10 protein-coding genes are annotated in these 13,384 nt (G+C 45.8%); 1 reads left to right on the forward strand and 9 read right to left on the reverse strand.

Features of this window, described 5'->3' with window-relative positions:
- Window positions 1-61: 61 nt before the first annotated feature.
- The 8 genes from GOM71_RS20285 to GOM71_RS20320 form a co-directional block, all read right to left on the reverse strand.
- Window positions 62-1,711, reverse strand: a complete 1,650-nt coding sequence (locus GOM71_RS20285) for a response regulator (RefSeq protein ID WP_253944945.1) — start codon at window positions 1,709-1,711, stop codon at window positions 62-64.
- A complete protein-coding gene (locus GOM71_RS20290) occupies window positions 1,683-3,458 on the reverse strand; it encodes a sensor histidine kinase (RefSeq protein ID WP_253944946.1) in 1,776 nt (591 codons plus the stop codon). Before GOM71_RS20290 ends, GOM71_RS20285 begins: the two co-directional genes overlap by 29 nt.
- Window positions 3,459-3,544: 86 nt before the next feature.
- On the reverse strand, window positions 3,545-4,441 hold the full coding sequence (locus GOM71_RS20295) for a carbohydrate ABC transporter permease (protein ID WP_367649724.1): 897 nt from the start codon (window positions 4,439-4,441) through the stop codon (window positions 3,545-3,547).
- Between the two features lie 13 nt (window positions 4,442-4,454).
- Window positions 4,455-5,354 (reverse strand): ABC transporter permease, encoded by a 900-nt coding sequence (locus GOM71_RS20300; protein WP_156284362.1) that lies wholly within the window; start codon window positions 5,352-5,354, stop codon window positions 4,455-4,457.
- A gap of 78 nt (window positions 5,355-5,432) precedes the next feature.
- The gene (locus tag GOM71_RS20305) at window positions 5,433-7,154 is read right to left on the reverse strand and encodes an extracellular solute-binding protein (RefSeq protein WP_156284364.1); all 1,722 of its coding nucleotides are present in this window, start codon (window positions 7,152-7,154) and stop codon (window positions 5,433-5,435) included.
- Between the two features lie 267 nt (window positions 7,155-7,421).
- Entirely contained in the window at window positions 7,422-8,852 is a 1,431-nt protein-coding gene (locus GOM71_RS20310; protein ID WP_156284366.1) for a glycoside hydrolase family 43 protein, read from the reverse strand.
- Between the two features lie 50 nt (window positions 8,853-8,902).
- Window positions 8,903-10,813 (reverse strand): sialate O-acetylesterase, encoded by a 1,911-nt coding sequence (locus tag GOM71_RS20315; RefSeq protein WP_156284368.1) that lies wholly within the window; start codon window positions 10,811-10,813, stop codon window positions 8,903-8,905.
- A 1-nt stretch (window position 10,814) separates the two neighbouring features.
- Window positions 10,815-11,855, reverse strand: a complete 1,041-nt coding sequence (locus tag GOM71_RS20320) for an alpha/beta hydrolase (RefSeq protein ID WP_156284370.1) — start codon at window positions 11,853-11,855, stop codon at window positions 10,815-10,817.
- A gap of 131 nt (window positions 11,856-11,986) precedes the next feature.
- On the opposite strand from GOM71_RS20320, the gene GOM71_RS20325 reads away from it, so the two are divergent.
- Window positions 11,987-12,793 (forward strand): helix-turn-helix transcriptional regulator, encoded by an 807-nt coding sequence (locus tag GOM71_RS20325; RefSeq protein WP_156284372.1) that lies wholly within the window; start codon window positions 11,987-11,989, stop codon window positions 12,791-12,793.
- A 326-nt stretch (window positions 12,794-13,119) separates the two neighbouring features.
- On the opposite strand, the gene GOM71_RS20330 is transcribed toward GOM71_RS20325, so the two are convergent.
- Window positions 13,120-13,290, reverse strand: coding sequence for a hypothetical protein (locus tag GOM71_RS20330; RefSeq protein WP_173275849.1), 171 nt, complete (start codon window positions 13,288-13,290; stop codon window positions 13,120-13,122).
- Window positions 13,291-13,384: the final 94 nt, after the last annotated feature.

Below are 13,384 nucleotides of genomic sequence, written 5' to 3' on the forward strand. Positions count from 1 at the left end.
AACTGTTCGTAATGGAAGGTCAAAAAAGACGTAAAATGGGCACTTTGGAAAAAGTGCCCTGTTACGCTCCATGACTGTTTTCGAACGACATTCGATATTCTTGCGGCGTTATTCCGGTCAGTTTTTTGAATAGACGAGTAAACGATTGCGGCGATTCGTATCCGATACGCGCACCGACCTCGGCAACCTTAATTTCTTCCATTCCGAGCAATTCTTTCGCTTTGCGGATACGGGTCTCCTCTATATACTCCGACAGATTGACACCCTGTTCCTGTTTAAACAACCGCGACAGATACGAAGGATTAAAGCTTATGACATCTGCCAATCGAACAAGTGAAAGATCCTCGGCTATATGCTCTTCAATATAAGAGCATATTTTCTGGATGACATGGGCTGCCCGATTACGCTCCCCGCTTCTCCTCGCAGAGAAAAGCAATTCTGCTGAATCACGCAATAAAATAAAAGACTCCGCCCATGAACGGTAGACTTTCGACTGCAAAAGGCTGAAGATACCCACTTTATCTTGCATTTCCCATCGATTGATATAGGAGATTATAGGAAGAGACAGGGCATAATAGAGCTCGGTCAGGTATGCCTCTCCGTTCCGTTCTTCTACAGCTGCCTGCACAGTCAACTCATCAAATAACCGAAGAAACTCTTCCCGTCTGCCCGCTTCCAAATGAATAGCCAACGCTTCAGATTTGGTATGCAGCGAACGATCCCGGGCCGAGGATACAGATGAGTAAGCTGCTGCTTCGTTCAACTGCACCTTCTGAACCATTAGATTGCCGTCTCCAACCCTAAAGTGCTGTTGTCGTCTCATCTTGTCATACGAGACAGGAAGCGACTCCCAAGTGATTGCTTGGCTGCATAACGTGACAGCCATCGTTACATCCAATGAATCCAGACAAGCTTGCTGAATCAGCTCGAATGTCCCTTCCAAAAACATGACCGTCTGCTCGTAGTCCCATCCGCCCTCTTCACTCGGCTGATCAGGCTGAATCAGCCATATCATATCTCCATACCGATCGATCATGCCCATGCTGACCGTTCTCTCCGCCAGAAACGTCTCCGCCAAAAACTTCACAGCTAAAGCGGATTCCTGGCGATCGGAATAAGAATGGGAGGACTGATTGAAATACGTTAAATTTCCAAGCACGAGCAGTACTGGTAAGAATGGATTTAACGGTATATGCAATCGCTCGAAATCTTCCTCTAAATCTTGCATTTTCCCATTTTGAAATAAAAATCGAAAATAATCCCCTTGTGCAAGCGTCTCCAAAATGTTGAGCTTTTCTCGGGATTGGCGGATCAAATCTTTGACATGCATCGCTTCTTCTATATCCTTTAACGCGCGCTTTACAGCTTCAATCAATTTCGGATAACCTTCATTTTTAAGCACATATTGAACGCCTGGTGCTTGAATAGCCTGATAAACATAGTCAAAATCATTATGACCTGTCAGAAATATGATCTTGCACTGCGGCCAGCTCTGACGAATATTGCCCATCAGTTCAAGCCCGTCTATACCAGGCATGCATATGTCCGATAAAACGATATCCACTCTCGTACGGTTGAGCAAACTTAGCGCCTCTTGGCCGGAATACGCTTTGTATAGATCCAGATTTAGATCCAAGCTGCTAAATATGTCCATTAATCCGTCCGTAATGATTTCTTCATCGTCAACGATTAGCATCCTGTACATTTTCATGCTCACCTCCAACGGAAAGTACGATGGTCACTTTCAAGCCGCCAAGCTCACTAGGCTCCGTTATCAGCCCGCATCCATCACCTGATGTGATCCGGATTCGACGATGGATGTTCACCATTCCCGTCGTTTCAGACCGGTCATCCTCATGTTGCAAAGCTTCCGCTATTCGCTCCATCGCCTCATCGGTCAATCTTCCTCCGTTGTCCTCTACAATGACGCCAACCATACCCTCATTCGATAGAAAACGAACAACAATGACTCCATCCTTCATTTTTTTTTCAAGGCTATGCTCAAATGCATTCTCAATGATTGGCTGAATAATGAGGCGAGGCACCTGCAGCTTCCTAAGTTCCTCGGGCAGCGCATCGAATCGAACGCTCACTCGTCTTGAAAAGCGCATTTCCTGAATTTCTGTATACATTCTCGCGTGATGAATTTCCTGTTCCAATGACACCATATCCGAGGCATTCCTCGTTACAAATTGGAAATATTCGCCAAGCAGCGTTGTGAACTGCTCAATTCGTTCTACGTCCCCGGTCCTCGCCATCGTATTCAGAATAAAAAAGCTGTTATATAAAAAATGTGGATTGATCTGCGCCTGCAGCTGCTTCAATTCCGCTCTTTGCGCCAATATTTTCTGTTTGTAGGCTTGATCGATTGAGGAGCGTAAATTCGCTACCATCTGATTAAACCTTCCGTACAAGTAACGGAACTCGTCTTTGGATTCATGCGCAATGTGGATATCCAAATCGCCATTTTCCATTTTTCTAAAGCTCTTCACCAGTGTCAGCATCGGTTTGTGTATGAACCGATAGGTAGCCATCGCAAAAGCTGCTGTAATCGCTAATGCAGCTGCAGCAAATACCCATGCCAGATTGTAAAACTTGCGAAGCGGCTGCTGGACAACCTGTTCGGGAATAAACCGGTAAATCGACAACTCCAGTTTCGATGAATGAGCCATTAAGGAATAGTACTCTTTCCCCTCTATCGTCACGGGCTGCGCTTCAAGAGGGTCGTCTGATTGCATTTGCATTTGCAGAATGTACTGCGGCATATTAGCTTCAGCCAATTCTCCCGTCCCGCTAGTCAATGCGACCTTGGCATTCTCCGAAAGCAGCACCGTGCCGCTTCCGGAATACGTGTTGAATTGGGCGAGCGCATCTCGCAGTCTTTGAACATCCAGCTCAATCTCAACGGTGAAAAAAGGCTCCGCCCCTTTTATTCCTCTTAGCTTGGCAAACCCAAGAAACAATCGGCCGTTCCACTCCATAATCTGCGAATCTTTACCGCCATATACCGAACGGATGTCCTTAAACCGCTGTACATCCAAGTCGCGCACACCGTCCTCAGCCGACATCGTCCTGCCGATCGATGCAATGTGTACACTTACATCTTTAATATACATGCTGCTGTTCTGGACAGTGAACAGACGTTTCATGATGAGATTCATGCTCTCCGTCCGCTCTATCGTATCCATCCGTTCCCACGTTAAAGCCAATTCATTCAAATTCTCATCTTCCAGCAGACTATATTGGAGTAGTTTGATACGCTCAATCTCGTTCTCCAGATCGCTGAGATAAAAGTTAATTTGTGAAGTTGCTGATTTGGTAATGTCACTGCTTGCACTTTGCATAATCGAATGGTACTGATAAACCCCAAACAGAATAATAGGCAGCAAAATGAGCAAAAAGGTGATAATCAATCTAAGAAAAATCGTATTCCGCAGCGAAAACTCCGGTCGATACAAGAAATGATACCCCCAACAATTTTTACTCATTATAACCTGTTTTCCAACAGTCTTCTATATGAAAACTAAACGAAGTAGCAGCGGAATTATCCCTTCACACTGCCTAACACGATGCCCTTCACAAAATACTTCTGCAGGAACGGATAAGCCAAAATGATTGGCAGCGAACCGAGAAAGATCTGAGATGCTTTCAAGGTGCGGTCTGAAATAAGGGCCATATTAAGCATCGCATCGCGTGACATATTCGACAGGTTCTGTTGGATGACAATCGTTTGAATATAGCTTTGAAGAGGATAATTGGACGGGTTGCCCATAAGCAGCAGTCCATCGAACCAATTGTTCCAATGCTCAACGAGCGAGAATAATGCCAGCGTTGCCAGTGCCGGCTTGGAGATCGGAACAAAAATGGTCCACATAATCCTCCAATGACTTGCGCCATCCATTACAGCCGCCTCCTCAAGCTCCTTCGGAATTTCCCGAAAGAAATTAAGCAGCAATACAATGCTGAACACGGGCACTGCTCCAGGCAAAACTAACGCCCAAATCGAATCGAGCAATCCGTATTCCTTAATCGTAATGTACCAAGGAATCAATCCCCCGTTGAAAAGCATCGTAATGAAGAAAATCCAAGCATAGATGGATCTGAATCGAAAAGCATTTGTCTCTTTCGAAAGCGGATAAGCGACCAATATGGTCAGCAGTAAACTTAGCGGAGTTCCCATGCCGATTCTCTGCAAGGAAACAAGCATCGATTCCCAAAATTCATTGCGGCTTGCCGTGTATTTATAAGAAGCAAGCGTAAAATCAACAGGCCACAGCTTTACATATCCCGCAGAAGCCGCCGCGCTTGAACTAAATGAAACCGCAATAATATGAATTAACGGAAGCACGCAAAGGAGTGATATTAATATGAGAAAAATTGTATTCACGAATGGAAACCATTCGTAACGTTTGCTTTTCACTGCATTTGTGTCTGTAACCACTGTTCGCCCTCCTCTAGAAAATCCGATATTTCGCAAACCGGTAAGCTAGCAAATAGGAAGTAGAAATTAAAGTGAGCGATATGACCGATTTGAAAAAGCCTACCGCAGTAGCTACTCCATATTGTGCGTCTAACAAACCGATTCTGTAGACGAACGTATCCAGAATATCGCCGCTTTCATATACCTGCGGACTATATAAATTAAATACCTGGTCAAATCCGGCATTCAATAATTGACCGAGGCTCAGTACAGTCAGAAGTACGATAACCATTCGCATACCCGGAATCGTAATATGCCATATTTTGTGCCAACGATTGGCGCCATCCATCGTTGCAGCCTCGTATAAGCCAGGATCGATGCTAGTAATTGCTGCCAGATAAACAATCGTTCCATACCCGAAGTTTTTCCATACATCCGATGTAATCAGCGAAAAAGGAAACCAGCTGTTATCGCCAAGGAAAAAGATTTTCGGCAGGCCAAGCATTCCGAGAAATGAGTTTACAATGCCGCCTGACGGGGAAAGAATATCGATTAATATGCCGCCAAGTACAACCCAGGAAAGAAAATAGGGTAAATAAATCGCGGTTTGAACGGAACGTTTAATGACCCTGTTTTTGAGCTCGTTTAGTAAAACGGCGAAGATGATCGGAACGATCAAACCTAGCAGCAGCTTTAAACTAGCAATAAACAGCGTATTCCAAAGAACGGTTGAAAAGTTCGGCAAGCTCATAACATATTCAAAGTTGCCCCAGCCAACCCATTTTTGATCTCCGAATAACCCTTTTGCCGGAATAAACTTTTGAAACGCAATTACGATGCCTGCCATCGGTATATACGAAAACAGAACAATCAGGAGCAATCCCGGTAAAATCATCATATGCAGCGGCATTTCTTTAATAAATTTCGCTCTCATCTTTATCCTCCACATTTGTGAGCAAAATGAGGCAGAGGAAGAAAACTGCTTACTCTTTTCTTCCTCTAGCCCAAACGATTATTTCGTTGATTCGTACCACTCGTTCACTTCTTGCGTAATTTGATCTCCGCCAAGCTTCTTCCAGTTCTCTACAAATTGATCGAACGTATCGATCGACTCGCCTAAAATGATTTTGACGAATACTTCCGTTTGCAGCTTATCGAGTGTCGCTTTGCGTTCAACCATCGTCGGCGTCGGCGCTCCGACGAATTTTTCCATCAGAAATTGATTGTTTTTCTCATATTGATCGGCAATGCCCATAGAGCCTTGTTCGCCATAAATCCGTTCCCAGCCCCATAATGCGAAGCCTTCTTTTGTTCCCGACGCAAAGGATTCCAATTTCTCTTGAATCGTCTTTGCTTCACCCTTCAAGGTCGATGTATCGCCGGCTTTACGGGCGGCGTCAATGGCTCTAAATGCGTCCACATTTTTCATAGCTGGATACGGGGTAACCGGGGACAACTGCCACACGCTTTCCGCTTCAGGCGGCGCGTAGTATTTGTCGAACTCCGCACTCTCACCCCAGTTTTTCTCTAGATGCAAGTTGAACATTTTGATAACGGCTTCCGGATTAGCTGCCCCTTTCTTGACTGCAAAGAACCGGGTCGTGCTGAATTTGAGAGGCACCTTTGGCGCATCTCCCGATTCTGATACAATCGGGAACGCTTGCCACTGCGCATTCGGATCATTATTGCGGTTGAGCTGAAGAGGCCAGATCGAGTTCCATTGCTCGCCGTACTCCATCCCGATTTTTCCTGCGGAAATTTGCTCCGACACCTTGCCGCCGTCTTTAATTCCGAACTCTTGGTCGATCTGTCCGTTTTTGGACATATCCTGGAGTACTTGAAGCACCTTTTTCACTTCCGGTTGAATGCTGCCGAATACCAGCTTGCCGGAAGCATCTTCAACCCACATATTCGGATAAGCGTTGTATGCGGCCATGAATCCTTCCAGCCCCATCGCGCCTCCCCATAAGTCTTTTGTAAGCCCGAGACCAAACGTATCCTTTTGGCCATTTCCGTCAGGATCATTTTCTGTAAACGCTTTCGAAATTGCCAGGACATCAGCGACCGTTTTTGGCGGCTGCAATTTTAATTTTTCCAGCCAGTCCGTGCGGATCCAAATATACATCGACCGTTCAATCGATGATTCGAGCTGTGGAATCGCCATCAGCTTGCCATCGTAAGTAACCGCATCAAACGGGCTCGTGCCTTCCTGGGAGAGCACTTTTTTCGTTAGCGGAGAAGCGTACTGTTCATACAGCTTCGTCAAATCTTCAATCTGGTCAGAATCGGCCAATTGCTTCAACTGTGTTGCGTTAACAGGAATGACATCTGGAAGATCTCCGGAAGCAAGTGTAACATTGATTTTTTGCAAATACTGGTCGGAAGTGGATGCACCTTTGACAATCCAATCATATTTGATCTTAATGCCCAGTTGTTCCTCGTACAGTCGAGACCAGCGGTTATCCTCGATCGTTTCGCCCTGCAATACGCTGAGTACATTATTTTCCACGACATCGTTCAAATCTCGAACAAATGATACTTCGATAGGCGGATCATATTTAGTGAGCGGCCCCTCGTTGACGTTTGTCGTCTCGTTTTGCTCCTGCTGATTGGTCGGAGCCGTATCAGGCTCTTTATTGCTCGTGGTGTTGTCTCCTGAACAGGCAGAGAGGATTAATGAAGTCAGCAATAATAAAGATACCCCTTTTGCCCCTATTAATGATTTTTTGCTCATTTGCATCCCCCAATTTCAATAGTTTAGCTGTTGATTGACTACAAATTAATTATGCGATGGTCGATATGCTAAAACAACATTCAACTCTTTACTTCACTTCTCATCCGTTTACCAATTTGTAAGCGCTGTTATTTTGTTGCGAGTAGAACATAGCTATCAACAAGCCGAGGCAACGCTTAGCGACAATGATGCCCGCTTATCCTTTCCGGACTGCAAAAAAAAAGACCGCAGCGCTCTCCCGCCGCGATCCTCTTCACCATACTATGCTTATTGGACGAACTGCCAGCTATGCAGCTTAAATAGCTTACTGTCAGGCTGTCCCTTGAACACCAGGTATAAGTCATGTACATTTTCAGCACCGCTTACCTCCGTTTGGAATTCCGCCCCTTCGGCACCTGTTTCCTGGATCTGCAAGGTTCCGATCAGCTTTCCATCAGCTGCATCCAGCCGCATCTCTATTACAGCAGCTGAGCCTGCTTCCGATACAGACGCAGCAAACCTGGAAGCGCCGTTACTTCCGAAATCTACCTTGGATAAGGCGATCCAATCACCATTGTCAATATCGGTTACGGCTAAGCTGCCGTCAGAAGAAGCTTCCGTTGCAATTCCCGCATTCCATCCGATTGTTGCCGCTTCTGCACGCTCATAGGGATTAAAAGACTGAATTTGCGGCACCCCTTCGTAAGTTGCCGTAATCTCTTGAATGGATTGATCGGCATCCTGGAACTTAACCTCATTCAGTTGGGTAGAACGATACCCCATCGGAACTCCCATCGCTTTCGACAATGTTTGAGCATGATAGGCAATATACCAGATATTCTTATACTCGAAGATAACATGATGGTTGTTGCCGCCTACTCCGAAGAAATGACCTGGATTTTTCAGAATCGTCCCCCGGTATGTCCATGGTCCCATCGGACTTTCACTGGTCATATAGGCGATCTCACCTGCAGGAGGGCTTCCCTCCGGACGGACACCGGTATAGAAATTCGAGCAATACGTAAAGTAATAAGTACCGTTATATTTATTAATACCTGCATCCTCAAACATATATGGGGCCGGGATAACCTGTGCTTCGCCTACTACGCTGGTCATATCATCTCCAAGCTGCATAACCCTTGCTGTATCCGGTCTTTCATCCTTGCCATCCGGCACCCCGCCGCCGAAGTAAATATAAGCCTTGCCGTCATCGTCTACGAGCACAGCCGGATCGAATAACCAGGTAACCTTCTCGACTCCAGGAGTCGATCTTAAGATCAGCGCTTTTCCGATTGGATCCTTCCAAGGGCCAGTTGGGCTGTCGCCTTCCAGCACGCCAATTCCGCTCGCATTGTTTGCAAAATAAAGGAAGAACTTATCTTGTCCATTAATTACTTTATGGGCAATAGCAGGCGCCCATGATTGAGTCGCCCATTTGGCCGCTCCTTCAGCACCTGCAACATTTATAACTCCATGATCCGTCCAGTTCACCAGATCCGCAGAGGAAATAACGCCGATCTTGTTAATGTTGCTGTACGTATTTTCCTTGACGCTTCCATCCTCGCTATATTCCAGTACGTCATTTGTCATATACAGATAGACGCGGTCATCATATACAAGAGCGTATGGGTCTGCTCCAAACTTGTGCGAGACAAGCGGATTTCCTTGCGGCGGCACTTTACCTACCGCGCTAGCCAATTTCACCTGTAAATCTTCCATTGCTAATTCCTCCTGATTCGGTTTCAAATGATGGGATGTGATCAGCCCCTCTAGTTTGGTGAGAGCTTTTCCGTTGTGAAAGGCGATGCAGGAAGCCCTTCACTATTATATAAGTTGGCACCTTCGGGATTATCAGCCCAGGCATACCTCACATAGACAGGATTGGAAATTTGCTCGTGCCACACCGCCACACCGTTATTCTCAATTCTAGCATTCGCCCATACAAACGCTCGGTCTGCTCCCGCAATAGCGAAATGCCGAAGCATTCCTCCATCCTTAACGATTAATCCGCTGCCAGTGTCGCTAAAGCTTAGTACAATCCGGTTTCCCTCCTGCTTCGCCGATTGATACACAGGCCCGGAACCGACAACCGAATCATCGCCATAAGCGACTTTGCGTGCAGCAAGAGCTAGTCGGTATCCAACGTCTCTTTTGTTAACAGGATGAATATCGTTCCATTCACCAATATCAATGGCAACAGCCATGCCAGTACCCGGTACGGCTAGCGTCCTTCGCTGCGCATCTCTCAATTCTGCCCAACTGCTCTCGGCAGGTCTGTCCGAAGCCTCCTGAAAGTTTGGCAGCTGCACATATAAGAACGGGAACCCCTCTGAGCCCCATTTGCCTCTCCAATCCGAAATCAATGTTTTAAGCAAATCTTCATACTCATCAGGCTGCCTTACATTGGATTCTCCCTGATACCAGAGAACGCCTTTAATTGCGTAACGGACAACCGGAGCAATCATTCCGTTATACAAGCCTGCCGGTCCCCACTGGACAAAGTTAGGGGCAGGCAACGGATCGCACTTGGCACCGACCCAATACTGCCAATCGCCGCTTAAATCGATAAGTTGGTCTCCGATCTCCAAATGATAGGGCTTACCTTTATAAAAACCGCCTTTACCGGAATAATTGACTACTCGAACCAATATTGTATTTTTCCCTATATTCAGCAGCCCTTCGGGAATTACATAATTTCTCGGCACATACTGGTTCGGTACGGTTCCAATCATAGTACCGTTGATATAAACGGTATCCTCATCCACGATATGTCCCAGAATAAGTTTAGTCGGGCCTCCAGTTAATGAAGAGGGTACTTCAACTTCTTTTCGGAACCATACAGCGCCATTGAAGGAGCCAACTCCTTCCTCTTCCCAATAGGACGGGACTTTAATGTGCGGCCAGAATGAAACGTCGCTGTCTGTTTCGTTTAACGTTTGACCGTCATCGGAAATGGCTTCGTCATCCTGATTGAGCTTATTACGCCATGCTTCCAATGAATCTTGATCCTCTTTAATCAAAGCTTCCAGATAGGCTCTATCCTTCATCTTCTGCAATTTTGTCATATATTCCGGGAATAGGGACAGAGCATCCTCGCTCATAAAGGCTTCGGCAGGAGCCCCTCCCAGACTCGCGCTGATTAGACCTATGGGAACCCGATATTGTTCAAAAAGCTTCACCGCACAAAAATACCCTGCTGCAGTGAAATTTAAGACGCTCTGTTGATCCGCCGACTCCCAAAATCCGGATTCAATATCCGCTTTCGGTTGTATAAAGTCATACGTCATTGGAACTTGAAACTGCCGTATGCAATCATTACGGGAGTGCTTAATCTCATCCGGATATATGTCCTTCAGAGAGACCATTCTCATTTCCATGTTGGATTGTCCGGAACAAAGCCATACATCGCCTAACAGAATATTAGTAATCTTAATTTGTGCTGTGCCGTCAATGGTCTCGATTACCATGTCGTAAGGGCCGCCCGCGTCCCCTGTTCCCAACGTTACCTGCCATTCCCCATCCTCATTCACCGCAGTGCTGCAGTTTTGATCTAAGAATCGAATCGAAATGACTTGATCCGCCGGCGCCCAGCCCCATATTTTCACTTGTGTATTACGTTGCAAGACCATGCCGTCGCTGATCAGACGAGGCAGTCTGATTGTGTTTGGTATCATGCTCATGTTAATGTGCCTCTACATTCCTGAAGGACATACGGGTAAATTGATATGCCCCATGATTCCACACTTGAAAATCATGGACCCCATCCTTAATTAGGACGTGGCAATACGCATCGATATAATCCCCCCCATTATCCGTGAGCTGGTCGATCGATTTATTGTAGCAATCAATCGATACACCGTCGGCATCTCCGCATGTCATATACAACAGTCGAAGCCTATGGCCGTTTAATGCGATGCTCGCACCCAATTGCTTGCCGTTGCTCGAGGAGGGCGCGTTAGAGAAGGCGCCTGCATAAGCGAACAGATCAGTCATACCGCGCGCGGGAACAGTGGTGACAAGACCGTTCCCCCATTCGCTGACCATTCCCGTAATAGCCGCAGAATCGCATCGAAAGCCCCCAAGGATAAGATTCAATACCTGCATCCCCCCCATGGATAGACCTGCGATTGCCCTGTGCATCCGATTGTATTCGACTGCTTCAGGAGACGTCTCACTAATATTCGCGTACGTCTTGAAAGTTGATTCTATGAAAGGGATCAAATCATATCTCAGCTCATAATCAAAATAATAGAACCCGAGCATATTAGTCCCTTCGGAATTAAAGGTACGATCCGTCCAATCATGTGTGCTTCTTCCATTTGGCATCACCATGATGATCGGATCGATATCACCGTTCGCAATAAGATTATCTATTATATTGCATAGGATAGGACGACCGCTCTCACTCCCGCTGCCGCGCAACCACTCATATTGATCTCCTCCTACTCCATGCAGCAGATACAACACATGATAACGGGTGTCAACATCTCGATCGTCGTAGCCGGCAGGGAAATAGACGTTGCAGTTTTTCATGATCGTCTCACCGCTAACCGTAGGTCTTCCCGCTTCCCTAGTATCAATCAGGCGATCCGTTACGAGTTGGCGCTCCTTGTTAATATAGTTATTAACAGGATAAGAAAACTCCCGCACTATTCCTTGTTTGCCGCTCGCAGCCGCTTTCATGTACGCATCGGGAATTCCTTTGTTATCTAAGTTCTTCATCTTTCATCCTCGCTTCCTATGACAGGATTTCATCTTGCCGATTACTATTAAACAATTAAGTAGTATATGATATTCTCTTAGGTGAACAACGAAGTTGGAATACGATGCTGTTGAAGGGGCGATTCAAACGGATGAACCATATCCACTATGTAGGAAGCGATGCTGTGCATGACAGCAATTTCGTATATGATATTCCTCAAGGCCATCATTGCTGGCTCCTTGTGATTACAAAAACCCCCGCTCAATTCTGGGTGAATGGGGCGCTCAGAACTTATCCATCTCATAGCGCTGTCCTGTACCGGGCACATCAGAAAATATATTATAAGGCCTGCGGCGAAAAATATGTAAATGACTGGATTCGTTTCGAGTCGGATGAACCCTACGTATCAAAGACTTCCCTGCCATTTGGCATTCCATTTTCGTTAGACGATCCTGACTATTGCAACAAGCTGTTCGAATTGCTCGTTATTGAGCACAATTTCAGTAGAGCTTACAAAAAATCTACCATCGATTACTTGCTTCGAACTTTATTCAACAAATTATTGGAATCCTATTCCTTCGATGGCTCGGATACGCAATATTACGAGATGTTAAGACTTCGTGCAGCCATTCAAAACAACCCGGGCGATCATTGGACGGTACCGAAAATGGCAGGATTTATCGGAATCAGCCCGGGCTATCTGCAAACCATCTACAAAAAGACCTTCGGTATTTCATGCATAGAAGATGTTATCAGCAGCCGGATTCGGCTTGCCAAGGAATATTTGTTTTATAGCTCCCCAAGCATTGCCGAGGTTGCATTTAAATGCGGCTATCAAAATGTGGAGCACTTCTGCCGGCAGTTCAAACAAGTGACTGGTTATTCACCGAGAAAATTCCAATTACATGTTAGCCGTTCCGACGACGTACAGAACGTACCGGTTATCCCGTTGGATTGATCCGCTTTTGCTCGAAAAACACTCTAACAACAAACTTCATCACATCGTCAGGCTGTCTGCTTACAATTCTGCTTGCCCGGCTAACTTCATGCCAAATGGGGCTTCCAGGGTAAACGCTCCCAAAAGAGGCATAGTTACTTTTACATATAAAAGACCAAAGGGCAGATGATGAGTCATCCGTTTTTTTGGAAGCGTTTTCACGATTCTTGTTGAAGTTAGTATAAAATATGTACAATTTCGAAACAATGACCTATTCTCATTGATTATTGATCTATTCTAAGATGACACAATCCCCTTCATAGATGTGAATTGTTTTTTTAATTCTATTAGCGACGGTTCGTCGGCTCATGGATCAATATCCAGTTGCTTTCTCGCATCATTAGCTTGCAGTGACGAGCCTTTGCCTTCTCTCCGCCGATGCCGCTTGATCTGGACTCCTCAACGTTAAAGATCGGCTTAGCCGGCCGTCTCGCAATGGAAAGATCATTATTGATCATAAGAGATAACGAGAATGTTGAACATTCAAATAAAAAAGAGAGACCGTGCAGCAGCACGATCCCTCATTACCTTTCTCCTCTATCAAAAACCCTG

This window comes from Paenibacillus sp. NEAU-GSW1, from assembly GCF_009737085.1.
Taxonomy (GTDB): Bacteria; Bacillota; Bacilli; order Paenibacillales; family Paenibacillaceae; genus Pristimantibacillus.